The organism is Flavobacterium psychraquaticum, from assembly GCF_034497725.1.
In the GTDB taxonomy this organism is placed as follows: domain Bacteria; phylum Bacteroidota; class Bacteroidia; order Flavobacteriales; family Flavobacteriaceae; genus Flavobacterium; species Flavobacterium psychraquaticum.
In genome coordinates, this window is sequence record NZ_JAXKVR010000019.1 from 30,369 (window position 1) to 55,728 (window position 25,360).

Below are 25,360 nucleotides of genomic sequence, written 5' to 3' on the forward strand. Positions count from 1 at the left end.
TTTGAAAAATGAAATATGCGTAAAATAAAATTAATTTGGGATTTTAGGGGTGAAGCTGCCGCTAAAACAGCCGAACATCACGATATACATCTGAATGAATATTTAGAGGAAGAAAAAATCACTTTAGAAAAAACGGGTTTTGAAATCATAAATGAGATGCACGCCATCGCTTTCATAGTAGTAGAAGAAAAAGATATGATTAGGTTTCGTGATATCTTAAAACCTCATCGCGGCGAAGTTTATGAAATTTAATTAGTTAAAATATGCACCACTTTAGGAATAAAAAAAGCAACTTGACATACTTTCTATTACTTAACTTTCAAAATATTTTATAATTTAGAAAAAGAATATTACCATCAAAGTTATCAATACCACTAACAATGCAGTAAAAAGATAGTTCAGTTTTTTACTACTAAAACGGCGCCAAATCAGTTCAAAGCTTATCGCGATAAGCCAAAATAAAGCTATTGCGACGCTATAAATAACAAAACCAAACATCGGTCCCATTGTATGGTGATGCTCATCTCCATAACATCGTTCGTGAGGATTATAATTGTAAACCACTAAGAAATACAAAGCTAATATGGGTACAATTAAAAAAACCAGCCGAATTAATACTTGAATATAAATCGGATGTTTTTTCTTTACCATTGCCATATTTATGATTATTATCGCTACAGATTTGTAAGCCTTCTAATAGCTTACTATTAAAAAAAATTTATGATCTAATTCGCTACTTCACTAATAAACTTAATTCGCATTAAGCGTAATTCTTCTGTATCGAAGTCACCATCAAATTCTTTTAATGCTGATTCTATTTTATCAGACTGAGACTCCATAAAATAATCGTGAATTTCACCTTGTTGTTCTTCATCTAAAATATCATCGACCCAGTATTTGATGTTTAATTTAGTTCCTGAATAAACGATTTGTTCCATTTCTTTCAACAAATCATCCATTGATAATCCTTTTGCTTTTGCAATATCGTCTAAAGCTAACTTTCTATCAACATTTTGAATGATATACAATTTCAAACCTGAATTGGCCCCAGTAGATTTCACTACTAAATCATCAGGACGGATGATATCATTTTCTTCGACATAACGAACGACTAAATCAATAAAAGGCTTACCATATTTTTTTGCTTTCCCTTCTCCTACGCCGTGAACATTGCTCAATTCATCAATAGAAACAGGATATTTCAACGCCATATCTTCTAAAGACGGATCTTGAAAAATTACGAAAGGAGGAACGCCTAATTTCTTAGCTTCTTTTTTACGCAAGTCTTTCAACATTACCATTAAAGCTTCGTCTGCAGTTCCTGATGTTTTTGCAGCGGTTACGATTGCTTCATCACCTTCTTCATTGTATTCGTGATCTTCCGACATCATAAAAGAAGACGGATTCTCAATAAATGCTTCTCCTTTTTTCGAAAGTTTTAAAACACCATAAGTTTCGATATCTTTAGTCATTAAGCCATCTACTAAAGCCTGACGGGTTAAAGCCATCCAGTATTTTTCATCAAAACCGGCACCACTTCCAAAATAAGGTTGGGTATCAATTTTTTGTGCTTTAATAATGGCATTTACTTTACCGACTAAAGCCAAGATAACTTCTTTAGATTTAAATAACTGTTTGGTTCCTTTCACCACTTTCAACAAAGCAACAACTTGGTCTTGTGCTTCTACTTTGGTTTTCGGATTGCGAACATTATCATCCATATCCGCTCCGTCTCCAGTTACATCGTCAAATTCTTCTCCAAAATAGTGTAATAAGAATTTACGGCGCGACATAGAAGTTTCTGCATACGCTACGACTTCTTGCAACAATGCAAAGCCAATTTCTTGTTCGGCAATTGGTTTGCCAGCAAGGAATTTTTCTAATTTTTCAATATCTTTATAGGAATAGTAAGCAAGACAGTGTCCTTCGCCACCATCTCTACCGGCACGACCCGTTTCTTGGTAATAACTTTCTAATGATTTTGGAATATCGTGATGGATTACAAAACGAACATCTGGTTTATCGATTCCCATTCCGAAGGCAATAGTAGCCACAACGACTTCTACATCTTCCATCAAAAACATATCTTGATGTCTAGCTCGGGTTTTTGCATCTAAACCAGCGTGATAGGGAACAGCACTCACACCATTTACCTGTAAAACGTGTGCAATTTCTTCCACTTTTTTACGACTTAAACAGTAAATTACACCTGATTTCCCTTTATGTTGTTTTATGAATCGAATAATATCCGATTCTATATTTTTTGTTTTGGTACGTACTTCATAATATAAATTTGGACGGTTGAATGACGCTTTAAACGTATTCGCATTAGGCATGTCCAAATTCTTCAAAATATCTTCTTGCACTTTTGGCGTAGCTGTTGCAGTCAATCCAATCATTGGAACATCACCTAATTGACGCACGATATTGCGCAAATTTCGATATTCGGGTCTAAAATCGTGTCCCCATTCGGAGATACAATGCGCTTCATCAATCGCTACAAAAGAAATGGGCACTTCATTTAGAAATTGCAAATATTCTTCTTTGGTTAAAGACTCGGGCGCAACATATAATAGCTTAGTAATTCCGGAGGTGATATCTTTTTTTACTTGATTTACCTCTGTTTTATTTAACGAAGAATTTAATACGTGAGCGATTCCATATTCCGAACTCAAGCTTCGAATAGCGTCAACTTGATTTTTCATCAACGCAATAAGGGGCGAAACCACAATAGCAGTACCGCCTAAAACCAAGGCTGGCAACTGATAACACAATGATTTCCCACCGCCAGTAGGCATAATAACGAAGGTGTTGTTCCCCGTAATTATACTTTTAACTACTTGTTCTTGAAGTCCTTTAAATTGGTCAAAGCCAAAATATTTTTTTAATTCTTTATGTAAATCAATTTCGTGTGGATTCATTCTGTATTAATATGATTTTACCTAAATTTGCAATTATAAAGATACAATTTTCTTTTACACATACAAATATTTTAATTATTCTATTTTGAGTACAACTGAAACAATTTTAGCCACCGCAAAAAGAACACTTTTATCAGAAAGCAAAAGCATTGAAAATCTAGTAAATTACTTAGATGAAGATTTTGCCAAAAGTGTAACTGCGATATACAACACCAAAGGAAGATTAGTAGTAACTGGAATTGGAAAAAGCGCTTTAATCGCGCAGAAAATTGTGGCCACTTTAAATTCTACCGGAACACCTTCAATGTTTCTTCACGCAGCAGAAGCCGTTCACGGCGATTTAGGAATGGTGCAACCCGAAGACATTATCATTTGCATTTCGAAAAGTGGCAACAGTCCCGAAATTAAAGTGTTGGCGCCGTTATTAAAACGTTTTGGAAACATCTTAATAGGAATGACCGCAGATAAAAATTCATTCTTAGGAAAAGAATCGCATCACATCTTACACGCTTATGTGGAAGCTGAAGCTTGTCCCAATAATTTAGCACCTACCAATAGTACAACTGCTCAATTAGTTCTTGGTGACGCTGTTGCCGTATGTTTGATGGAAATGAGAAACTTCAAAACGGAAGATTTTGCCATCTATCATCCTGGTGGCGCTTTAGGTAAAAAATTGTTGCTTCGTGTAAAAGACATGTTGGACACAACGCACAAACCAATGGTTACGCCAGATGCATCAATCAAAAAGGTGATTATGGAAATTTCTGAAAAAAGATTGGGAGTTACAGCAGTTATCGAAAATAATATAGTAATTGGAATAGTTACGGATGGTGATATTCGAAGAATGTTGAACGATCGTGATACTTTTTCGGATTTAACAGCCAAAGACATAATGACTAAGCATCCAAAAAATATCAATTCAAATATTTTAGTTGCGGAAGCTTTAAGTGTTTTGGAAAACAATTCAATTACACAATTGGTCGTAATTGACAAGGACGAATACAAAGGAATTTTACATTTACACGATATTTTAAAAGAAGGAATTGTATAATGGCAAAAAAGAAAAGTAAAGGTGAAATGTCCTTTTTAGAACATCTCGAAGAATTGCGTTGGTTGTTAGTACGAAGTATCACTGTGATTTTAGTATTGGCAGGAGTTGCTTTTTTCTTTAGTGATTTTATTTATAATGAGATTTTATTTGGACCAAAGAATCCTGACTTCATCACTTATAAATTCTTTTGCCAAGTAACCCAATATTTCAATTTTGAAGATCAGGCGATTTGTAATGCCGAAATGCCTTTCAAAATTCAGAATACCAATATGAGTGGCCAAGTTACCTTTATGATTTGGACGTGTTTCACTGCTGGATTTATTGTAGGATTTCCTTTTGTATTGTGGCAAATTTGGAACTTTATTAGTCCGGCTTTGTATCCTAATGAGAAAAAAAACGCGGCAGCATTTATAATCGTTTCTTCTTTGTTATTCTTTATAGGCGTTTTGTTTGGTTACTATGTAATTGTTCCGCTTTCGGTTTATTTCTTCGGAACCTTCTCGGTGAGTAATGATATTGTCAACGAATTCAATTTAGAAAGCTATACGGGAATGATCAAAACATCCGTAATCGCTTGTGGTTTAATTTTCGAATTGCCGATTATCATTTATTTCTTATCGAAAATTGGCTTAGTTACGCCCCAATTTTTAAGAAAATACAGAAAATACGCTTTGGTTATCGTGTTGATTATTGCGGCTATTATTACACCACCTGATGTAGTAAGTCAAATCATCGTAACGATTCCAATTATGATTTTATATGAAATCAGTATCTTTATTAGTGCTTATGTTGTGAAAAATAATGAAAAATTAAATAAATAAAATGGCAGATTTAGTAAAAGAATTCAACGACTACCGTTCAAAAATGAACGAAAAATTACTGGCTGATAACAATAAAGTAATTAAAAGAATTTTCAACGTAGACACCAACGCTTATATGGAAGGCGCTTTGGATGTAAAAACAAAAGAACTTTTAGGCTTAGTAGCTTCGGCAGTTTTACGCTGTGACGATTGCATCAAATACCATTTAGAAACGGCTCACAAAATAGGCGTTACTAAAGAAGAAATGATGGAATCAATGGGAATTGCTACCTTAGTGGGCGGAACCATTGTAATTCCACATTTAAGAAGAGCTTACGAATTCTGGGAAGCGCTTGAGGAAAGTGGTCAGTAATCCGTTTGCAGTGAAATAAAATATTGTTAATTTGTTCAACTCTTTAAACGTTTATTTGTTTATTTGCAAACGAATGGCTTTTAAACCTATAATCACATTATGAAACTTAGAGCAGAAAATCTAGTTAAAACGTACAAAAAAAGAAGCGTTGTCAAAGGCATTTCGGTAGAAGTGAATCAAGGGGAAATCGTTGGTTTATTAGGTCCGAATGGTGCTGGGAAAACGACTTCGTTCTATATGATTGTAGGATTAGTGAAGCCTAATAGTGGAAATATCTATTTAGACGATATGAACATTACAAATTTCCCGATGTACAAACGTGCGCAAAACGGCATTGGCTATCTGGCGCAAGAAGCTTCTGTATTTAGAAAATTAAGCATTGAAGACAATATTTTAAGTGTTTTGCAATTGACTACACTTTCAAAAGAAGCACAAGTTGCAAAAATGGAAGAATTAATTCACGAATTTTCATTGGAACACATTCGTACGAACCGTGGTGATTTACTTTCGGGAGGAGAACGTCGTCGTACGGAAATTGCTCGCGCTTTGGCAACCGATCCAAAATTCATTTTGTTGGACGAACCTTTTGCAGGAGTTGACCCTGTTGCGGTGGAAGACATTCAAAGAATTGTAGCACAATTGAAAAATAAAAATATCGGGATTCTAATTACCGACCACAACGTACAAGAAACTTTAGCGATTACGGATAAAACCTACTTAATGTTCGAAGGTGGAATTTTAAAAGCGGGTAAACCGGAAGAATTAGTAGAAGATGAAATGGTGAGAAGAGTCTATTTAGGACAGAACTTCGAACTGCGAAAAACTAAGATTGATTTTAATGCGCCGAAAGCGGATGTAGAACTTTAAAGTTTGCAGCTGCTGAAACGAGTTCGGCACGACAAAATTATCATATTAAACTTAAAAAACGCTGCCAAACTAAAATTTGACAGCGTTTTCTCTTTTAACTATTGAATGCATTTTAACAGCAACTTATTCTTATCACCATTAAAAATATTCACATCAACCATTCCTGGGATTCCAGCGATTTTAGCTTTTTCAGTGAATTGCCAAAACAGCCAATCTTTTTCTAAATCGTTGCGCCAAAAGTTATAATTTGCAATCCAAAGGGGATATTCTTTAAATTCCTTTTTCAAAAAGTCGGTATAATAACTTTCTCCAGAATAGATGATTGGCTTTACTTTATAATGCGCTTCCACCCGTTTTAACCAACGACGTAAACCAACTTTTAAACTATCAATCGATTGTGTTTTAGGCAATTTTTCTATATCTAAAACAGGTGGTAAATCGCCTTTCTTAAGTTGTACATTTTTTATAAAATTATCAGCTTGCGCGATGGAATTTTCGTTCGGACGGTAATAATGATACGCGCCACGAATCAATTGGCGATCTTCAGCTCCTTTCCAATTATCTTTAAATCTTCGGTCTAGCTTATTAATTCCGGCTGTAGCACGAATGAAGACGAACGATAATTCAAAAGATTCATCAATACTATAGGTTTCTTCCCAATTGATGGTGCTTTGATATTCAGACACATCAAAACCAATAGCTTTTTCATCGTGTTTGTGAAGCACTTCATAAATTCGGATGTCGGCTAATTTTCGCTCCTCAGCCGATAATTCTACTGCATTGTCCGTTGTAAAGCCTAAGTAATACAATAAACCATCACGAAATTTAAAAAGACCAATTGCGACAACGAAAAAAAGAAATAACGAAAGTAACAACCAAAAATTTTTACCAGTGCATCTAGTTTTAGCCTTTTTAATAGGACGTTTTCTTTTAAGGGGTGGCGCCATTATTTTGCAGCCAAAAACTTATTATTAACTACCGATAAAAGCACATAAAATAAGATAATAACAGGTAAAGCTGTAAACGACAAAAAGAATAGAAATACAATGGAAATTCCTAAGAAGAATACTTGAATTTTATTGGTTGCCCAACTAATATTTTTAACTTTTAAAGAAAATAATGGAATTTCAGCATTTAACATGTACGCGCTCAAAATAGCAATTCCTAATAAAACAAAAGGATTATACAAAGCTTCTACCAACCATTCATAAGTTCCTGTATATTCAATCATGGGTATACTCATAATAAATAAAGCATTTGCAGGCGTTGGCAATCCAATAAAAGATTCCGTCTGTCGGGTATCAATATTAAACTTTGCCAAGCGATAAGCAGAGGCTAAAGTAACTATAAAACCTAGGTAAGGTACAAAACCCATATACCAAGTTTCCTCGGTTAAAAAATAAGGAGATGTGCTGTCCATTTGAAGGTTTTCGAACAATTTAAAAAGCATTAAACCAGGCACTACCCCACTAGTAACCATATCTGCCAGGGAATCTAGTTGCAAACCTAATGCGCCAGAAACATTAAATTTTCGTGCTAAAAATCCATCCCAAAAGTCTAAAAAGATACCCAAGCAAACGAATATAAAAGCTTCGTCATAGTACCCTTTAAAAATGGCGATTACTGCCAACAAACCACTGGCAAGATTTAATAAAGTAATAATGTTTGGAATGTGTTTTTTAATTTGCATATAAATTACGTTTAAATAATGCCTCGAAGAGCACTCAAATAATTTACAGCAAATGTAATACAATAAGTTAATACTTTTAGAGTTTACTAATTGAGAAATTTATTTCATCTTTGTAAAAAAATAGCCTTGAAAAAAGCAGTCATACTATTTATAATTTGTTTTGCAACACGCACTTATTCACAAACCGTTCGAAAATACTCGAATGAGTTTATGACTATTGGTGTAGATGCTGCGGCTTTAGGAATGTCTAACGCTGTAGTGTCACACTCTGGTGATGTGAATTCCGGCTATTGGAATCCAGCAGGATTGTTGAAATTAGGTGACAAGCAATTTTCTTTAATGCACGCTAATTATTTTGCCAACATTGCACAATATGATTATGCCGGTTTTGCTATGCCAATTGACGATAGAAGTGCAGTTGGAATTTCTTTAATCCGTTTTGGAGTCGATGATATTTTAAATACTACACAATTAATCGACAGTCAAGGAAACATTGACTACAATAGAATCTCTTTATTCTCAACAGCAGATTATGGTCTAACGGTTTCTTATGCAAGAAGCTTACCTATTGAAGGTTTGAATTATGGGATAAATGCGAAAGTAATTCGAAGAATAATTGGTGACTTTGCCAATTCGTGGGGATTTGGATTTGATTTAGGTATCCAATACATTAGCGACGAGGAAGATTGGAAATTTGGCTTGATGGTGCGCGATATTACTACTACTTACAACACTTGGACCATCGACAAGAAAAAATACGAAGAAATTGCTGATGCAATTCCCGGACAAAATCAAGAATTGCCAGAAACTAGTGAAATTACCTTACCGAAAGCCCAATTGGGAATGTCAAAAAAATGGATTATTCGTTACGATTACAGTCTTGTCGCGGCGACTAATTTGAACATGCAATTTACTAGAACCAATGATATTATTTCAACCAACTCAGTAAGTATTGATCCTGCTTTAGGTTTTGAATTTGGCTACGTAGATTTGGTCTATTTACGTGGTGGTGTTGGAAATTTTCAGCAAATAACTCAAATTGACGATTCTAAAAAAGTGAGTTTTCAACCCAATATCGGTATCGGTTTCAAATACAAAGGTATTCAAATTGATTATGCACTAACCGATTTAGGCGATCAAAGTGCGGCTTTATATTCCAATATCTTTTCGCTAAAAGTCGATTGGGAATTGTTTAGATAATTTCTAAGAAAAGAAGAAAGAAATAAGACTTATAAAAATGATAAAAAAACTACTTGCTACTTTATTTATTTTAACATCATTTTTTAGCTTCTCGCAAAATCTGACCCTTTCAAATGAAGCAAAAGTCAGTATTTTAACTTGTGGAACAGGTCCGGAATCTTATGCGATGTATGGCCACACAGGTATTCGAATTCAAGACAAAAGTTCTGGGGTAGATGTAGTTTATAACTACGGTGCTTTTGATTTCAGCACACCAAATTTTATAGGAAAATTTGTAAAAGGAGATTTACAGTACTTTGTTACCAACGGTTCTTTTGCCGATTTTTATTACAACTACCAAGTAGAAAATAGAGAAATAATTGAACAAGAATTGGCCCTAAACCCAACGCAAGTTAACCAATTATTCCAACAACTAAATACTTCTGTGTATAGTGATGCGCGATTTTACACCTACAAATTTATTGATAGAAATTGCACCACTATGGTTGCCGATAAAATCAATACCACACTCGGAAAAGAATATATCAAAGCTACAGACATCAACCAATCCTATCGAGAAATTTTATATCCTTACATGACTGATTTCTACATGAAACTGGGAATTCAATTGATATTTGGTTCGAAAGTTGATCAGCCTGCCGTTCGATTATTTTTACCCTACGAATTCAAAAAATCAATTGCAGCGACAACTGTAAATGGAACAAAATTGGAGCAATCAAACACTACTATTTTAGAAGCGCGAAAAATAGATTTACCTTTCAACTGGTTAAATTCGATTTATTCACTACTGGGCGCTTTAGTGATTCTAGTGATTTTAAATAAAAAAGTGCTTAAAATTTCTTACTTTATCGCCGTTGGCTTATTTGGAATTTTCTTTTCTTTAGTTGGATTTTATTCCCTTCATGAGGAAATTATGTGGAACTATAATATTTTACTTTTCAATCCGCTGTTGTTAGTTTTTGCTTGGTATTATTCCAAAGAAAATACTATAAAAATAATTTTGTGGGGCCAAATTTGCTTGGCGATGTTACTGCTATATTTCGTTTATATGCTAAATAAAATCCACCTCGAAATTGTGTGGCCATTTATAATTTTGAACGGTTTCTGGTTAGGGAAATTGGTTTTGCAGCACAAGAAAAAACATTTAAACAGATAAGTCGCATAAGCTTAAAATCGATCTGATTTCAATAAAATAAAGTTTCACACAATATATTTCAAATTGAAACTTTAAACCTTAAACTTTTACACAATCCACTTCAACTGAAAACTGTCCTACTGTCCTACTGTCCTCTATAAAACAGAATGGTACTCATTGTTTTTACCACTATATTAATATCTAAAAACAAACTACGGTGCTTGATGTAATAGAGGTCATAACGCAATTTCATTAAACTATCTTCAAGATTACTTCCGTAGGAATAATTTACTTGGGCCCATCCGGTAAGTCCGGGTTTGATAACGTGACGTGTTTGGTATAAAGGAATGTTTTTTGCAATTTCGTTCACAAATATTGGTCTTTCTGGCCTCGGACCTATTATTGCCATATCGCCTTTTAGCACATTGATAAATTGAGGCAATTCATCTACTCGTGTTTTTCTTAAAAACTTCCCGAAAGGTGTAATTCGAATATCGTTAGCAGTAGCAAAAACAGCGCCTTCCTTTTCAGCATCTTGCACCATTGTGCGTAGCTTATAAATTGTGAAAGGAATTCCGTTTTTACCAACACGCTCTTGTGTATAAAAAAAAGTTCCCTTGTTGGCAAACAAATTCACCGTCCACAAAACTGGTACCATTAAAAAGAACACAAACAATCCTGTTATGGAAAAAAAGAGATCCATAAACCGGCTGTAATACATATATAACTTATTTTGATTACTTCTGCTGAATGGAAAAAATTTGTAAATTTCCTTGCTTTTGAAATCAATTGGTAAACGATACGTGCTGTGCTCGTAAACTTCCTTGTACTGCCTAATTACCACACCCGCCTCTAAATAGCCCAACAATTCTGTGTAAAGTTCTGCTGAATTTTGCTTGTTTTCGATATGTGTTACTACAATTTCGGAAATATAATTTTTATAAATAAAATCCTCTAAATCTAATTCGTTAACGAGATCAATTTGCGTTGGGTTAGGTTGATCATCCGTAGCGATATAACCCATCACTTTGTAATGAGGATTTACAGAAAACAATTCAGTGACCAGACTATCTATTTCTTTGCTACTGGCAATAAATAATACTTTTTTCACAAAACGTTGCGAAGCTAAAAATATAATATACAAGTTGCGCCACAACAATAAGGCTACCAAAAGTGCACAGAAAAACAATATAATCTGTAAACGATTAGAAGGCAGAACGGGTGTAAAAACTGGCGTTAACAAATACAACAAAGTAGTTAACGACGTTGTTAACAAAATACTTTTTCCTACTTGAAATCGATTACTTGCTATTTGTAAATTATACATTTCAAAAATAGTCCCAAAGAAATTTAGATAAAGGGCTAGTACAATCGTCCAATAATAATTAGTGGATGAAAACTGAAAATAATCAAATTGAAAAAAGTGTCCAATTAAGGTTAATGTAAGAATTACAAATGCTACATCCATAATACGTAATAGTATTTTACGTTCGGATATTTCAAAATGAATTCTTTTGGACTTTCGCATGCTTTAGGACTTGTTTATCTTTGCAAAGTAACAAATAAAAGTAATATTTTAGCAGAAAACGATGGTTATCTAATGTAAAATTTGCATCCATTGCTGTTTTACAAGGTTCCAATCCAATTGTTTTATCCGTACGCTGGCATTTTGGGTTAAAGAAACAGCAACAGCTGGTTTTGTAAGTAATCGGATAATGGACTGCGTCATTTCAAGTGCATCGTTCTCATTAACTAAAAGAGCGTCCACCTCATCCGTTACTAAATAGGGAATTCCGCCCACATTTGTGCTTACAACAGCTAAACCTAAAGCCATCGCCTCCATAACGCTAATGGGTGTATTATCGAAGTGTGTGGTGTTGATAAATATATCGTGCGCCGCCGCCAACTTGCACCAATTTTCCTGTGAAAGCTGTCCTGTGAAAGTAACTTCCACTCCTTTTGAAATAGCGTAATTTTTAGTCGCGTGTAAACTACCGTCTTTATCGGGGCCAACCATTGTTAAACTTGCATTAGGAAAAGATTGTTGTAAAGCTACTAAAACATCTACCGCCATTTTAGGATTATAAATTGTTGCAAAAGCACGCACCCAGAGTAATTTCGGAGCCAATTCTGTTCGGGGCTTAAAAGCGTATTTTTGAATTTCAATCGCATTTGGAACATGAATAACGTTCTTAAAACCTGCTTTCTCAAACTCGTGTTTTAAATAACCGGATGGTGCGACATTTTTGTAGGCGTACTTAAAAAGTAATCGACTTAAAAAAGGATTCCTCTTTAATCGATTCGGTAAATTGCCACCGTGCAAAATAGGAATATACTTCACTTTTAATACATGTGCGAATTGACTTCCGATAAAAGCAAACCAAAATGCTTTTGTACTGTAGGTATCTATTAAAATATAATCAATTTTATTGCTGTAATGAATTATAGCTTTTACCATATCAAGTAGCCGAAAAAGGAACGCTTTCTTGTCTGACCGATAATATACCGTGTAGCCTTCCTCCTCTAGTGCTGGACCTAAAGTTTCTATGGTTGTTTTATTATACCCGTGTTTAGCGAGCTGATTCCCCAGGTAGAGGATTTGAATTTTCATCCGTAAATCTAACTTTTAAAAGTGATAGCGCATAAATAAATGCGGGTGCTGCCAAACGCATTGCAGCGTGATTGATGGTTAATAGCCAAAAAACCAAAAATGAAAGAACAAATATATTTTGTTTGTTATTCACATACAATAACATAGGTGTTAACATCAATATGATTAAACCAAAAAGACCAAACATCCCGTGCTCAGCTAACATTCGGGTAATTTCATTGTGAGAAGCTGCATCTATTCCGGTTGTTTCTAGGCGATACTCTTTATTTTTTCCTACGCCAATACCAAAAATAGGATTGTCTAAAAACATATTGAATTCCGATTCAATTAGTTGTTCTCGACCTGTTAATTTACTTGCTTTTACTCTTCCTCTTGCATCCTCGTTAGCATAGCGTTTGTCTATCAATCCACTTGTTTGTACCGAGCTATAGGTCCAGACACCAACCAAGGCGAAAACTCCCATAAATACAACTAAACTAACCTTTGATTTGGCATACGTTTTCGTGTAAATCAATAACAATACTACCACTAAAATAATCATAATGAAGCCCGCAATTACACCTCCTCTTGAAAAAGTGACAATTCCTCTAAAAGTGATGGCGAGAAAAAAAACAACATTAATCACCATCATTTTAGTACTTTTGGATTGCAATATGATCTTTACGAAAAAGAGAAAAATACCCAACCCTAATATAGTAGATACTTGATTGGGACCGTAACCCCCAGAGGTTTCAAAATTAGATTCGGTATTGGTAACTACATCTTTGATACTGGGCGTATAGGCAAACATATAAACTACCGTGGCCATTAAAGGATACGCCAACATGTCTACTATAGTCAAGACTTGTTTAAAAGTAATTTTCCTTTGATAACAATATATAGCGGAAATCATTAGTGTAATTGGGCCAATGATGTTAAAGGTGATTGCCTTTCTACTATCGGTTTCAAAGTTTAAGGTAAAAAAAGCTAATACAATACCCGGAATCAAGAGAAGACCAAAAACCCAGTAGATCCACGAGTGACGGGAGAAATTCTGGTAAATCATTCCTAAAATTAAGATGCCCATTACGACGTATTTAGCATATTGTTCGAAAAAATTACCCTCGGTCATTCTCAAAAAAACCTCTGCTCCTACAACATAAGCGGCTAAATACAAGGCTTCATTTCCGGCATTTTTAGTGCGGATCACATAGCGAAAACCTACCACAACGATGAGAATTGCATATAACTTCGCCAATAAAGGCAGCACATAAACGCCCGCTCCTATTCCAAGATGGATAAGCACCCATCTAATGTATGTGGAAGTTGTAGTATCCTTTTGCATTTACTTTTTAATAAAATCTATTAATTCTTGTACTACTTTTTCTTTCGCATAATTAGCCCATACAAGTGCCTTCAAATTATTGGCTAAGGTATTGGATTTCTTTGGATCATTGGCCAATTCCTTAAAAGCATTTACCGCACTTTCATTTTCGTTCGACGGAATTAACCAGCCTGTTTGATCGGTCTGAATTAAATGGGAATTATACCCCACATCGGTTGCTATAACAGCTAGATTCGCCAAACCATACTCAAGTAAAACGACAGGGAACCCCTCATAAGTAGAGCCCAATACCCCTGCTTTAGCTTGGCTTAAAATATGAAGCGTATCGGCACAACTGCCATACCGGTAGACAATTGTCTGTAAATCTTTTTCACTACTGTAATTTTCTAGCTGTTGCGAGTAGTCGTCTTTAAAATCTTTTCCTATGAAGTGTAAGGTCCAGCCTTGTTGATGAATGCCACTTTCATAAAAATTTTGCAAGATAAAAATATGATTTTTTGGTGCCTTTAAATTGGCCAAACAAACGATTCGTTTGCCATCGCAACCCTTTAAAAATGTAGTGGCTACTTCTTTTGTAGGTGTTGCAAAATTGGCAATCATTTGAATGTTTTTACACCACAGCTGTTTTTTAGCCCATTGTTCTAATGCCTCATTTACAACCACTACACGCGCTACAAAAAAGGATAACAATTGTATGCTAAAATTCCCTCTCTTGTTAGCGTGTCGATTTCCCAAATGGTCGTGCCAAATAATTTGTACGGATGGACGCGTTACCTTTAACAATACCGCAAAAAACAAAGAAGTGCCATGCGCTTGCAGGTGCGTAACTTTATTCTTTTTTAGATACTTAGCCGCTATCGACCATGCTTTAAAATCTATTAATTTAGTACGATTCAAATACAAATAAGCAACAGTTGATGCAAGTGTTGTTTGCAATGTGCCTTCCGCTCGTGTTGCAATAATTCCAGAGAACCACTCTTTTTCTGCGAAAGCATTGGCCCAATTAACCGCCATTCGTTCAGCACCACCGGGTTCCAAACTGTCAATTAATTGCACTATTCGTATGTTTTCGTTTTTAGGCAAAAGTAAATTGTTTAAGTGGTAAAAGTAGGGAAAAGCATTAGTTAGTACAAATAAATGTGGGGTTGGTTGTTGGTTGTCGGTTGTCGGTTGATGGTTGATGGTTCGAAAACCAAGTCCACAAACTTGTCAATTCCCCTCTTCTAGAGGGGTGCCCGCAGGGCGGGGTGTTATTTTTTTTTAGTACGCAGCCACTCACAGATTTTTTTTAGAACGCAGATGACGCTGATTTTGGGGATTTTCGCTGATTTTTATGAGGTTATTGGTTGTTTGTTGTCTGTTGTTTGTTGTCACTGAATACTGTTGAGGCGTTGTCGGTTCGCAAAACACTTCCACAAACTTGTCATCCTGTAAGGATCCCACGCGAACTATTTTCGCAATTAACTTCCGCAATACTTTCACACAATCTTGTCAATTCCTCCTTTGGGGGTTAGGGGGCTTTCTTTGGGAGTTAGATGGCTTCCCTCGCCAAGTTTTATCTCTTTAAAAATTAGTCTGCTAGTAGCTTTTGAATTTCTTCTTCAAATAATTCGATGGTGTAGTGTTGTGACCATTCTTGAGCAGCTTTACTTTTGCGTTTGTAGTCATCGGGTTGTGCTACTAATTTAATCAAAGCGGCAACATCCTTTCCCATATTTTCAGTTAGCAACAAACCCCTGCTGCCAGCATTAAGCATGTACGAAACACACGAAACAGGAGTTGCTACTGGTACGCACCCCCAAAACATAGCCTCGGCCACTGCTTTAGGCCACCCTTCACTTTTGGAGGGTAAAATTAAAAAATGACTCGTTTGGTAGGCATTCTTTAGCGTTTCTTTGGTTTGATTGCCTTTTAAACTAATATATTCTTGGAGGTTATGCCTGTTTATATAGGTTTCCAAGGCTATTCTTAGCACGCCTTCCCCATACAAATCTAGTGTTGCTTTTATGCCGTTTTGGTGCAGTTGTGCTACCAATTGAATGGCATATAAAGGTTGTTTGCCTTTAGACAAAGTGCCGACGAAAATGAATTTATAATTTTGTCTGCTTCTCGACTCCGCTCGAAGGGTCAATTGTGAAGCAACAACCCGTTTGTCAGACGGAGCGGAGTCGAAGGCATTAGCTGCGCTTCTCGACTCCTCTTGAAGTGACAATTGTGAATCAATAACTATTTTGTCAGACTGAGCGGAGTCGAAGGCATTTGCTGCGCTTCTCGCCTCCTCTTGAAGTGACAATTGTGAAGCAACAACCCGTTTGTCAGACGGAGCGGAGTCGAAGGCATTAGTTGCGCTTCTCGACTCCTCTTGAAGTGACAATTCGTTCGGAAGAGTTGAAGCAGCAGTCTGAATTTCTTTTGCGCTATAAGTAGCGGTAAAAAATGGCCTAATGTTTGAAGTTTGCTTGGGCCACTCGCCATAGACCAAGACTTGCATGTTTTTGGTTAAAAAGGTATTGCTAAGCAACCAACGCTGGACTTTATAAGTAAAAGGTTGTTTGGCTTTAGGGTCCCAATTGCCGGCATATTTGGCTGTTTTTTTCTTTTTTGGAAAGCAAATTTGGACCACAGTAGCTAATAAGCCCATATTCCCTGGGCATCGCAGGTGAATGTGATCGGCTTGTTGCATAATTTTGTAAATACGATAGCTATTCACAAAAACTAATGGTATGGCTTTTAGTGCATTTAAAAAACTGGTACTATCAAATTCTTTAAGCACTACAGGCTCTTCCATTGGAAAAGAAATAGGTTCAATTAATAAATTTCGATCCACTTCCCAAACGGGGCAACAGAATTGAATAGTCTCCGAATGTTTCTCCCACAATTTCATTTCTTTTTCGTAGGGACTGTATAAATGAAAATTCTCATTCTTTAAGACTAAAGGTGCCGCTGAAATGACTACTACTCTTTCCATATTAAATATATCCTTCTGAACCTTTCTCAGAAATTTTTATAGCAGGAACTCCTAACATCACACTATTTGGATTCACATTTGAATTTACTAGACTGCATGCTCCTATTAATGCATGATCTCCTACAATTATATTACCGGCTAAAACTGCATTCGCACCGATATACACATTGTTTCCAATAATGGGAACGCCTCTTTTCTCGGCTATTCCCGAAACACCAATTGTTACTCCTTGTGAAATGTTGCAGTTACTTCCAATACATGTGTTGGCATTTAAAATAATTCCTCCAAAATGACCTATGTAAAACGAAGGTCCAATAGCTACAGAAGCGGGTATTGAAATTCCTGTTGTAATTTCTATCGTCTTCTGCCAGAGCAAGCAAACTACTTGAAGCAGTTGCTTTACAATAGGGATTTGCATTTTGTAAACAGCATATGCAAATCGGTGCTGGAAAATCGCCCAAAATCCTTGTGTAAAAAATATAATAGTAATTGGATTTCCTCCGTATTTTTTATACTTTTTATAATCGGACTGGATTAACTGTAAAAAATTCATTTGCTACTTCAAGGGATTATGAAGTAAATATACAATTTACCCTTATACAAGTGTTATTTTCTGCCGTAAAATTCATTTAATTGCGCTATCACGTCGCTTACTTCCAAACCTTGGTCTAAACAAAATTCTTTTACCGTTATTTTTTGATGCTTCTCTTTGTTGTTTTTTCTTTTGATTTTCCTAACAATTGTTCTGGCATAGCCGGGGCTATATGTCAAAATAATTTCAACGTCCTTTGGTGTGATAATAAATCGTGCCATACTTATTCTTTATTAAAATTTACTACTCTTTTATTTTTATTTCAAATTAAAAGCTTCCTCCTGTGAAAATGTGTCACGTGAAAACTTACCTCTATTTATTTTGTTGAAGCGAAGGTAAAATCTGTTCTTTTATTAAAATACGACCATTTTTTTCGCCGCAGTTTTACCGCTTTTTACTTTGTGTTTTTATCTTTTAAACTGCTGTTTTCTATGAACTTTTCAAAGTAAAAACTATTCCTAATGAAAATGTGTCACGTGAAAACTTACCTTTATTTATTTTGTTGAAGCGAAGGTAAAATCTGTTCTTTTGTTACAATAGGACCATTTTTTTCGCCGCAGTTTTACCGCTTTTTACTTTGTGTTTTTATCTCTTAAACTGCTATTTTCTATGAACTTTTCAAAGTAAAAACTATTCCTAATGAAAATGTGTCACGTGAAAACTTACCTCTATTTATTTTGTTGAAGCGAAGGTAAAATCTGTTCTTTTATTAAAATAGGACAATTTTTTTCGCCGTAGTTTTACTGCTTTTACTTTGTGTATTTATCTTTTAAACTGCTGTTTTCTATGAACTTTTCAAAGTAAAAACTATTCCTAATGAAAATGTGTCACGTGAAAACTTACCTTTATTTATTTTGCTGAAGCGAAGGTAAAATCTGTTCTTTTATTAAAATAGGACAATTTTTTATCTTGTTTTGTTTTGCTAAATTATATGGTTTTCCACCAATAATCAATTGATTTTTAGTTATTTAAAAAAGTTGTTTTGTTAATAACTTAATTTGAATTATCCATCAATTTAACAGGCGACTAAAATCGCCTAAATGATATTTAAATAAAATAAATTTTAATTTCATTTGGTGTTTTTTGGTATTTACACTTGTTTTTTTCTAGCCTGAAAATCGTCTTTTTGTGTTGATAAGTTTTTATTAGGAAGTCGCCATCACCATAAAAAAAATCGAAAAGGATTGTATTATTTTTTTATATGGGTTTACACGGGGTATGTACGGGGTATGTACGGGGTATGTACGGGCGAGGTATGGATTGGGAAGCCCCCTAACCCCCAAGGGGGAATTGACAAGATTGTCGAAGTAGTTTGGGTGGGATCCTTACAGGATGACAAGATTAGGGAAAGCCCCCTAACCCCAAAGGGGGGAATTGACAAGATTGTCGCAGTAGTTTGGGTGAGATCCTTACAGGATGACAAGATTAGGGAAAGCCCGTTAGTCCCCAAAGGGGAATTGACAAGATTGGGGAAGTAGTTTGCGTGGGGTGTGTTTTTTCATTTTTTATGCGGTTGTAATGGATTAAAACGGATTAAAACGGCACTAACGAGCACAAACGGAACCTCTTATTTGTTTGGCAATTAGCGTTATAGTAGTTTTGAAATCGAATTAAGGGCCCAATTCAAAAATATTTTTTTTAATCTTTTATTTTTTTTAAAATGGCAAAACAACAGTCGTTTTTAAAAGTTGCAGGTACCTTAGAGGGCCTGACTTTTTACAAATCGGTAGACGGACATTTGGTTCGTACCAAAGGGGGTGTTTCCAAAAGCAGAATTATGAACGACCCTGCTTTTATTCGTACCCGTGAGAATATTGCGGAATTTGGTTCTACCGCACAGTCGGGTAAATTATTGCGCAATGCCATTGGCACCATGCTGAATCGGGCGAAAGATCCCCGGATGAGTAGTCGAATGATGGGTGTTATGAGCAAGGTGCGCAAACTGGACGGTTCTTCCGCCAGAGGAGAACGTATCGTGGGAGAAGGGCTTTTAAGCGTGGATGGCAAACAATTGTTAAAGGGTTTTGATTTTAACAATCGTGCGGCTTTACAAGCTGTTTTTCATGCCCCTTATAGTTTAAATACGGCTACAGGTGTTGTAAGTATTGTCGATTTTGTGCCTTTGGACCAATTAAATGTTCCTGAGGGTGCAACACATGTTTCGTTTAGAAGCGCTTTCATTAATTTGGATTTTGTTACTGGTGCATTTGATACGCAGTATAGTCCTGTTGTGAATACATTATTGGATATGACTGCCGCTACTATCACATTGACTCCGGCTGCGGTACCATTGGGTAGTGGTTCACAAATGTACTTGTTGCTGATTGAATTTTTTCAGGAAGTGAATGGCGTGCAATATCCGCTTCGGAACGGAGCTTTTAACGTCCTCAATTTATTGGATGTTGTTTAATTTTATGAAGACGCTCTGAAAGGAGCGTTTTTTTTTTGGTTATATGTTGTGGGTTGTCTGTTTTCTGTTTTCTGTTTTCTGTTTTCTGTTGTAGGTTGTACGTTGTACGTTGTGGGTTGTGGGTTGTATGAGTTCCTGCTGAATGACAAGTTTGGGCACTTCGACTTCGCTCAGTGTGACAACAACGTTTTAGGTGGGATTAGTGGGTTGTCTGTTTTCTGTTGTGGGTTGTAGGTTGTCCGTTGTGGGTCGATTGAGTTCCTGCTAAATGACAAGTTTGGGCACTTCGACTTCGCCCAGTGTGCCAAGAACGTTTTAGGTGGGATTAGTGGGTTGTCTGTTTTCTGTTGTCCGTTGTGGGTTGTCTGTTTTCTGTTGTGGGTCGATTGAGTTCCTGCTGAATGACAGGTTTGGGCACTTCCACTTCGCTCAGTGTGACAAGAACGTTTTAGGTGGGATTAGTGGGTTGTCTGTTTTCTGTTGTGGGTTGTAGGTTGTCCGTTGTGGGTCGATTGAGTTCCTGCTGAATGACAGGTTTGGGCACTTCGACTTCGCTCAGTGTGACAAGAACGTTTTAGGTGGGATTAGTGGGTTGTCTGTTGTGGGTTGTGTGTTTTAACGCAAAGTGCGCAAAGGAGGAAGCGCAAAGAGGCAAAGGGTTTGGGAGTTAAGAACGTATTGCTTTTTAAAAAACACAATTCCTCTTTTGTCACCCTGAACTCGTTTCAGGGTATTGATCCTTGAATTTTGAAAGGAAAACTACTAAAATCCTTTTGTTTGGAATGACTGAACCTTATGAGTTTTGCGCTGTGGGTTTTGAAAACCATAAGAAAAACCAGCCCACTACGCTTCCCATTGTTTCGGCGAAGGCTTCTTTTCTTTTGGAGGTAGTGCGTATATTAGTAGCTTATTTTAGTGTAAAAATCTATGTTTTCTTGTACAATTTTGCTTATTTCAAATTTTTCTAAAACACTGATTCTTGCTTTAACTCCTATATCAGTTGCTTTTTCTGGATTTTGCAATACTAGCACTATCATTTCGGCAATGTCTTTCGGCTGGTGTGGGTTGCAAAGATATCCCGTCTCGCCGTGTGTGATGACTTCTGGGCCAGGACCTAATTTTGTAAAAACCACTGCTTTTCCCATAGCCATAGCTTCCGGTGCTACTAAGCCTAAGGTTTCCATGTGGGAAGGAAATACGCAAACGGCTGCTTTTGCATATACTGCAGGAATTTCTTGTAAAGAAACAGCTCCGTGAAAAATAATGTCTTGTGCCATAGCACCTAGTTTCGGTAATTCGGTTTCTTGTAGCATTTTCATATAAGAGCCGCCGTCTGGAAACAACCAATCTCTTCCGTACAAATTCAAAATAGCCTTTGGAAATTTTTCTTTTACGAATGGAAAAGCTTGAATCAACTGACGTACCCCTTTCTTTTCACAAATAGTCCCAGCAAAGGTGATATTATTTGTTTCAAGGACTATTTCCTGAGGGTAAAACAATTGACTATTAATGGGATTAAAAATAACCTCAACGGGATTATTCCTATAACTTAAATAGTTAGCCGTATGACTTTTCACATATTTAGAAACTGCAATAAAAGCGTCTGCCTTTTTAAAGGAGCGTTTTTCTTGAAATCCTTTCCAACTGTTAATTCCTCTGTTCTCTGCTTCAGCAAAAAAATGATGGCCACCGTGCAAGCGAATCACATATTTTAGACCTTTTATTTTAGGCAAAAAGGCAAATGATAATTCGGACCCTTCTATAATTTGAATAGGATTTTTTTTATGGATTGTCGCAGTAGTTTTTGCGATGTTTTTTGAATTAAAATACCACGCTAAGCCTTTTACCGTGCTTTTTTGAATTCGAATAATTGTTACACCATTTACATTTTCGGTTTCATTAGAGGGCGTGTAATTCAATCCTATCACAGAAACCCGAATGCCTTTTTCAACTAAGGCCTCCGCCATAGTTTTCACAAAACTACCCAGACCTCCATGGGGGAAACCAGATTTAGGATATTCGTTAGTTAGGAAACAGATGTGCATTAATTCTGATTATTTTTTACAGTTACTACAGTATTATCGGGGATATCTTTAGTTACCAAAACATGAGCACCAATCACTACATTACTACCAATATTTAATTCACCAATAATAGATGAGTTTGCGTAAATCGTCACATGATTACCAATACTAGTCCCTGCACCACTACCATTTTTCTTATGTCCAATGGTACAGCCCTGATGAATAATAAAACCTTCGCCGATAGTATTTCTACTCCCAATAACCGTTCCTTGACCATGAACAACATAAAACCCTTCCCCAATTTCATTATTAAAATAAATCTCACAAGAACAATATTGTTTCAATAACCAATGAATTTGGGGTTCTAGGTCTTCTAAATTATTCTCGTGGCAAAGTTGACCCAAACGAAATAAAAAAACTGCTAACTCATTACTATTATTTTCAATCCTTTTTTGAACTTCTTCAGTTGTTAAATTACGATAGTGAAATTTTACATCTTTAAATGTTTTATTAAGTGCAAGTGCAATTAAACTTGAATCTATTGGTTTAGACTTATAAACACTTTTTAAGAGAAACTCTACAAATTTTTTCATAATTCTAAAACTAATTTCACTTTATCTGATGATTTTCTATAATCTGACAATACTAAATCTTTCCAATTTTCTATAGAATTTGAAATTTGATTAAAAATAATTTTTTCCTTGATTTCTTCTTTATTGTTGATCCATAGTACAGCATTCTTATCTTTCATACTTCTAAAATGTTGTAATTTATAAATCCATAGCACCGACCAATTTGGATTTACCTTGTTAGCTTGGTCATAATTAATATAAACACAAGGTTTTTGAAACATGCCAAAATCAAACGCCATCGTGGAACCTAAATTTACCACTATAGCACTATAATAAACCGTAGCTACCAATAATTGTACATCTTCCCGCAAGGGATAAATGGTCGTCCAACTACTATTGGGTTCAAAGTTCCATAGTGGTGGGGCTTGCTTTATTAGATTGGGATATTTTGAAATAATTTTATCAAATCGTCCTGAAATATCTACTGGACATCTTCGTAACAAAATTTGATAATCCTCATCTAAATTGTTTTTAAGTAACTCATCAGCCAAATCATCTAAATATTGCGGATCATCAGGGCAAGTCAACACATCATCCCCTGAATAGCAAATTATTTTTTTAGTAGGATCTAAATTATATCTTTCATAAAAAACATCTTTTGGAATAATGTTCTCTGGCTGGTGATAACATTCAAACTGGGGAGTACCCGTAACAAAAATTTGTTGCTGTTTAATTTCAGGATAATACATTTTCAATTCTTGCTGCATATAATCAGACCAAACCAAATATTTATCCGCTCGAAGTGCCATTCTTGCTTTGGGTAAATTGTCCCAAGAATAAATCACGGTAATCGTTTCAATGCCTAAATCATGTGCGGCCGCAAAAATCGAAGCACACGACACGCCTCTTTGATGCGAACAAAACAATTTTTCAGGTGCTACAGCCATCAGTATATTTTTTACTTCCACATAAAAAACGGTATTTCTAATCGCTTTTTGATACCGTTTTTCAAGTGTTAAAATACGGTCATATCTCGAATATCCAAAAGAGGCTATTTCAATGCATTTATAAAAAATCTTTTTAAAAAGTCCTTTGTGCTCCCTCTTCCAATTGGTTAGGATTAATGGATTATCTACTAATTTAGCATTGTATTTTAAACGTGACAGACAAATTAATTCTCTAAGAAACTTTTCCGTTAAAGATTCTGTATATTTAGGAATGCTTAACGCATTTTGAATCGCTGTACTATCTTTAACTGCTTGTTCGGTTTTGGCATCAAAAGCATGGAACAATACCAGCTCCTTTTCCATTCCTTTAAAAACATCGGAATATAAATAGTTTCGGATGCCTACCCCGTCAGGAAAAAGTAAAAGTATTTTTTTGTTTTTCATTAGATATCTCTAAATTGTTTTTGGTGGTTGAACTGCCAAATATTGTCCTTTACAAGGGATTCTAAAAATAACACGGCACTATTCCCATCTCCAAAAGAAGCTGTTTTTTGTCGCGTTTTTATATAAGTTATATTTTGTAAGGCTTCAAAAATGGCCTGTTGTGAATAGGCTGTGTTTATGATGGTCGTATCTAAAGCCCTGTTCTTCTGCCGGGTACCAATGTTAATAATTGGAATACCGTAATAAGGTGCTTCTCGAATGCCTGCACTACTATTACCAATAATAAACTGGGATTTTTTTAATAAGGTTAAAAAATATTCAAAGCGCAAGGATGGGAAAATTTTAAAACGAGGATTGTCTTTTAATTTATCATACGTTTTCAAAATCGCTTGGCTTCCTAAATCGTTATTGGGAAAAACGACCACATAATTATGGTGGTCTGCCATTAATGCGGCTACAAAATTTTCCGCATATTGCTGCATGAATTTTGCTTCTGTTGTTACGGGATGAAACATGGCGACCGCGTACTTTTCAAATGCAATTTCATAGTATTGCTTGGCTGTTTCTAAATCAGGCAATGTATTGGAAAACATAATATCAACATCGGGTGAACCAATTACAAAAATTGCTTCACTGCTTTCGCCCATTTGCACCAATCGTTTGCGAGCCGCTTCGTTCGATACAAAATGTATGTGACTCATTTTACTGGTAGAATGCCGTATTAATTCATCAATAGTTCCTGAGACTTCGCCTCCTTCAATATGGGCTACTAAAATATTATTCAAACTTCCTACAATGGCTCCTGCTAAGGCCTCTACTCTATCGCCATGAATCACAATCATATCGGGGGCACACGATTTCACATAAGCTGAAAGTCCTTCTATGGTTTTTGCTAAAGTCAAATCCATAGTGGTTTCATGGGTATAATTTTCAAATGTATGAATATGAGTAAAACCACAGCGTTCTACTTCTAATAAGGTATAACCGTATTCCTTTTGCAAGTGCATACCCGTTACAAAAACTAGCGGTTCAAATTCGGGATGTGCTTCCAAGATTTGAATCAACGATTTAATTTTGCCAAAATCGGCACGAGTACCCGTAAGGAATAGTATTTTTTTGGACATTTTATAAAGGGCTATAGCATTGCAAATATAGGGTTTTTGGTTAATGATTTAAAATGTGTTTTTTAATACATTTTGTTTGTCATATCGAGTAGCCTGTCTTGAGCCACGTCGAAAGGGAGTCGAGATGGATTTGAGAAGTCTCGACTCCGCTCGACCTGACAAAATCTAGCTTTAAATAATAATAATAATAGTGAAATTACATAGCATAAAAACTACTTCTCTGTCATATCGAGTAGCCTGTCTTGAGCCACGTCGAAAGGGAGTCGAGATGGATTAAAAAAGTCTCGATACTTCGACAAAGCTCAGC

22 protein-coding genes are annotated in these 25,360 nt (G+C 35.7%); 8 read left to right on the forward strand and 14 right to left on the reverse strand.

Annotated elements, in window-relative coordinates:
* Positions 1 to 15 precede the first annotated feature (15 nt).
* Positions 16 to 252 carry a hypothetical protein gene (locus T1L09_RS01165; protein ID WP_322549108.1) on the forward strand — a complete coding sequence of 79 codons (237 nt, stop codon included), beginning with the start codon at positions 16 to 18 and terminating at the stop codon, positions 250 to 252.
* Positions 253 to 725: 473 nt separating this feature from the next.
* Here T1L09_RS01165 and recQ read toward each other — a convergent pair whose 3' ends face one another.
* Positions 726 to 2,921 (reverse strand): DNA helicase RecQ, encoded by a 2,196-nt coding sequence (recQ, locus tag T1L09_RS01170; RefSeq protein WP_322549109.1) that lies wholly within the window; start codon positions 2,919 to 2,921, stop codon positions 726 to 728.
* 85 nt (positions 2,922 to 3,006) lie between these two features.
* Here recQ and T1L09_RS01175 point away from each other — a divergent pair, with 85 nt between their 5' ends.
* From T1L09_RS01175 to lptB, 4 genes are all read left to right on the forward strand, one after another.
* Positions 3,007 to 3,972, forward strand: coding sequence for a KpsF/GutQ family sugar-phosphate isomerase (locus T1L09_RS01175; protein ID WP_322549110.1), 966 nt, complete (start codon positions 3,007 to 3,009; stop codon positions 3,970 to 3,972).
* Positions 3,972 to 4,793: a twin-arginine translocase subunit TatC gene (gene tatC / locus T1L09_RS01180; protein WP_322549111.1), complete on the forward strand. Its 822-nt coding sequence runs from the start codon at positions 3,972 to 3,974 to the stop codon at positions 4,791 to 4,793. The genes T1L09_RS01175 and tatC overlap by 1 nt, the downstream gene beginning before the upstream one ends.
* A 1-nt stretch (position 4,794) precedes the next feature.
* Positions 4,795 to 5,145: a carboxymuconolactone decarboxylase family protein gene (locus T1L09_RS01185; protein WP_322549112.1), complete on the forward strand. Its 351-nt coding sequence runs from the start codon at positions 4,795 to 4,797 to the stop codon at positions 5,143 to 5,145.
* A gap of 99 nt (positions 5,146 to 5,244) precedes the next feature.
* Positions 5,245 to 6,012, forward strand: coding sequence for an LPS export ABC transporter ATP-binding protein (gene lptB, locus T1L09_RS01190; RefSeq protein ID WP_322549113.1), 768 nt, complete (start codon positions 5,245 to 5,247; stop codon positions 6,010 to 6,012).
* 98 nt (positions 6,013 to 6,110) lie between these two features.
* Here lptB and T1L09_RS01195 read toward each other — a convergent pair whose 3' ends face one another.
* Both T1L09_RS01195 and T1L09_RS01200 read right to left on the reverse strand, forming a co-directional pair.
* Entirely contained in the window at positions 6,111 to 6,959 is an 849-nt protein-coding gene (locus T1L09_RS01195; protein ID WP_322549114.1) for a glycoside hydrolase family 25 protein, read from the reverse strand.
* Positions 6,959 to 7,702 carry a CDP-alcohol phosphatidyltransferase family protein gene (locus T1L09_RS01200; protein WP_322549115.1) on the reverse strand — a complete coding sequence of 248 codons (744 nt, stop codon included), beginning with the start codon at positions 7,700 to 7,702 and terminating at the stop codon, positions 6,959 to 6,961. The genes T1L09_RS01195 and T1L09_RS01200 overlap by 1 nt, the downstream gene beginning before the upstream one ends.
* A 126-nt stretch (positions 7,703 to 7,828) precedes the next feature.
* Between T1L09_RS01200 and T1L09_RS01205 the strand changes: the two genes are divergently transcribed.
* Together T1L09_RS01205 and T1L09_RS01210 are read left to right on the forward strand one after the other, a co-directional pair.
* A complete protein-coding gene (locus T1L09_RS01205; RefSeq protein ID WP_479691082.1) occupies positions 7,829 to 8,902 on the forward strand; it encodes a putative type IX sorting system protein PorV2 in 1,074 nt (357 codons plus the stop codon).
* Positions 8,903 to 8,939: 37 nt separating this feature from the next.
* Entirely contained in the window at positions 8,940 to 10,058 is a 1,119-nt protein-coding gene (locus tag T1L09_RS01210; RefSeq protein WP_322549116.1) for a lipoprotein N-acyltransferase Lnb domain-containing protein, read from the forward strand.
* 124 nt (positions 10,059 to 10,182) lie between these two features.
* Here the strand turns inward: T1L09_RS01210 and T1L09_RS01215 are convergent, their stop codons facing one another.
* The 7 genes from T1L09_RS01215 to T1L09_RS01245 all read right to left on the reverse strand — a co-directional run bounded on the left by T1L09_RS01215 (position 10,183) and on the right by T1L09_RS01245 (position 17,753).
* Positions 10,183 to 11,565, reverse strand: coding sequence for an exopolysaccharide biosynthesis polyprenyl glycosylphosphotransferase (locus T1L09_RS01215; protein WP_322549117.1), 1,383 nt, complete (start codon positions 11,563 to 11,565; stop codon positions 10,183 to 10,185).
* Positions 11,566 to 11,634: 69 nt separating this feature from the next.
* Positions 11,635 to 12,648, reverse strand: coding sequence for a glycosyltransferase family 4 protein (locus T1L09_RS01220; RefSeq protein ID WP_322549118.1), 1,014 nt, complete (start codon positions 12,646 to 12,648; stop codon positions 11,635 to 11,637).
* Positions 12,608 to 13,972, reverse strand: a complete 1,365-nt coding sequence (locus T1L09_RS01225; protein ID WP_322549119.1) for an O-antigen ligase family protein — start codon at positions 13,970 to 13,972, stop codon at positions 12,608 to 12,610. The genes T1L09_RS01220 and T1L09_RS01225 overlap by 41 nt, the downstream gene beginning before the upstream one ends.
* Positions 13,973 to 15,055, reverse strand: coding sequence for a glycosyltransferase (locus T1L09_RS01230; protein ID WP_322549120.1), 1,083 nt, complete (start codon positions 15,053 to 15,055; stop codon positions 13,973 to 13,975).
* 487 nt (positions 15,056 to 15,542) lie between these two features.
* Complete coding sequence (locus tag T1L09_RS01235) at positions 15,543 to 16,940, reverse strand: glycosyltransferase family 4 protein (RefSeq protein ID WP_322549121.1); 1,398 nt, start codon at positions 16,938 to 16,940, stop codon at positions 15,543 to 15,545.
* Between the two features lies 1 nt (position 16,941).
* On the reverse strand, positions 16,942 to 17,493 hold the full coding sequence (locus tag T1L09_RS01240) for a serine O-acetyltransferase (protein WP_322549122.1): 552 nt from the start codon (positions 17,491 to 17,493) through the stop codon (positions 16,942 to 16,944).
* 53 nt (positions 17,494 to 17,546) lie between these two features.
* On the reverse strand, positions 17,547 to 17,753 hold the full coding sequence (locus tag T1L09_RS01245; protein ID WP_322549123.1) for a hypothetical protein: 207 nt from the start codon (positions 17,751 to 17,753) through the stop codon (positions 17,547 to 17,549).
* 1,439 nt (positions 17,754 to 19,192) lie between these two features.
* Here T1L09_RS01245 and T1L09_RS01250 point away from each other — a divergent pair.
* Entirely contained in the window at positions 19,193 to 19,942 is a 750-nt protein-coding gene (locus T1L09_RS01250; protein WP_322549124.1) for a hypothetical protein, read from the forward strand.
* 899 nt (positions 19,943 to 20,841) lie between these two features.
* On the opposite strand, the gene T1L09_RS01255 is transcribed toward T1L09_RS01250, so the two are convergent.
* The 4 genes from T1L09_RS01255 to neuC are packed head-to-tail and all read right to left on the reverse strand — an operon-like array spanning position 20,842 to position 25,053.
* On the reverse strand, positions 20,842 to 21,987 hold the full coding sequence (locus T1L09_RS01255) for a glycosyltransferase family 4 protein (RefSeq protein ID WP_322549125.1): 1,146 nt from the start codon (positions 21,985 to 21,987) through the stop codon (positions 20,842 to 20,844).
* Positions 21,987 to 22,559 carry a serine acetyltransferase gene (locus tag T1L09_RS01260; protein ID WP_322549126.1) on the reverse strand — a complete coding sequence of 191 codons (573 nt, stop codon included), beginning with the start codon at positions 22,557 to 22,559 and terminating at the stop codon, positions 21,987 to 21,989. The genes T1L09_RS01255 and T1L09_RS01260 overlap by 1 nt, the downstream gene beginning before the upstream one ends.
* Positions 22,556 to 23,929, reverse strand: a complete 1,374-nt coding sequence (locus T1L09_RS01265; protein WP_322549127.1) for a hypothetical protein — start codon at positions 23,927 to 23,929, stop codon at positions 22,556 to 22,558. The genes T1L09_RS01260 and T1L09_RS01265 overlap by 4 nt, the downstream gene beginning before the upstream one ends.
* Entirely contained in the window at positions 23,929 to 25,053 is a 1,125-nt protein-coding gene (neuC, locus tag T1L09_RS01270) for a UDP-N-acetylglucosamine 2-epimerase (RefSeq protein ID WP_322549128.1), read from the reverse strand. The genes T1L09_RS01265 and neuC overlap by 1 nt, the downstream gene beginning before the upstream one ends.
* Positions 25,054 to 25,360 lie beyond the last annotated feature (307 nt).

Coding starts and splice junctions, on each gene's coding strand:
- T1L09_RS01255 (WP_322549125.1), bottom strand. CDS start 21,987: ATGCACATCTGTTTCCTAACTAACGAATATCCTAAATCTGGTTTCCCC.
- tatC (WP_322549111.1), top strand. CDS start 3,972: ATGGCAAAAAAGAAAAGTAAAGGTGAAATGTCCTTTTTAGAACATCTC.
- lptB (WP_322549113.1), top strand. CDS start 5,245: ATGAAACTTAGAGCAGAAAATCTAGTTAAAACGTACAAAAAAAGAAGC.
- T1L09_RS01225 (WP_322549119.1), bottom strand. CDS start 13,972: ATGCAAAAGGATACTACAACTTCCACATACATTAGATGGGTGCTTATC.
- T1L09_RS01185 (WP_322549112.1), top strand. CDS start 4,795: ATGGCAGATTTAGTAAAAGAATTCAACGACTACCGTTCAAAAATGAAC.
- T1L09_RS01195 (WP_322549114.1), bottom strand. CDS start 6,959: ATGGCGCCACCCCTTAAAAGAAAACGTCCTATTAAAAAGGCTAAAACT.
- neuC (WP_322549128.1), bottom strand. CDS start 25,053: ATGTCCAAAAAAATACTATTCCTTACGGGTACTCGTGCCGATTTTGGC.
- recQ (WP_322549109.1), bottom strand. CDS start 2,921: ATGAATCCACACGAAATTGATTTACATAAAGAATTAAAAAAATATTTT.
- T1L09_RS01215 (WP_322549117.1), bottom strand. CDS start 11,565: ATGCGAAAGTCCAAAAGAATTCATTTTGAAATATCCGAACGTAAAATA.
- T1L09_RS01245 (WP_322549123.1), bottom strand. CDS start 17,753: ATGGCACGATTTATTATCACACCAAAGGACGTTGAAATTATTTTGACA.
- T1L09_RS01235 (WP_322549121.1), bottom strand. CDS start 16,940: ATGGAAAGAGTAGTAGTCATTTCAGCGGCACCTTTAGTCTTAAAGAAT.
- T1L09_RS01260 (WP_322549126.1), bottom strand. CDS start 22,559: ATGAAAAAATTTGTAGAGTTTCTCTTAAAAAGTGTTTATAAGTCTAAA.
- T1L09_RS01200 (WP_322549115.1), bottom strand. CDS start 7,702: ATGCAAATTAAAAAACACATTCCAAACATTATTACTTTATTAAATCTT.
- T1L09_RS01250 (WP_322549124.1), top strand. CDS start 19,193: ATGGCAAAACAACAGTCGTTTTTAAAAGTTGCAGGTACCTTAGAGGGC.
- T1L09_RS01210 (WP_322549116.1), top strand. CDS start 8,940: ATGATAAAAAAACTACTTGCTACTTTATTTATTTTAACATCATTTTTT.
- T1L09_RS01240 (WP_322549122.1), bottom strand. CDS start 17,493: ATGAATTTTTTACAGTTAATCCAGTCCGATTATAAAAAGTATAAAAAA.
- T1L09_RS01265 (WP_322549127.1), bottom strand. CDS start 23,929: ATGAAAAACAAAAAAATACTTTTACTTTTTCCTGACGGGGTAGGCATC.
- T1L09_RS01165 (WP_322549108.1), top strand. CDS start 16: ATGCGTAAAATAAAATTAATTTGGGATTTTAGGGGTGAAGCTGCCGCT.
- T1L09_RS01220 (WP_322549118.1), bottom strand. CDS start 12,648: ATGAAAATTCAAATCCTCTACCTGGGGAATCAGCTCGCTAAACACGGG.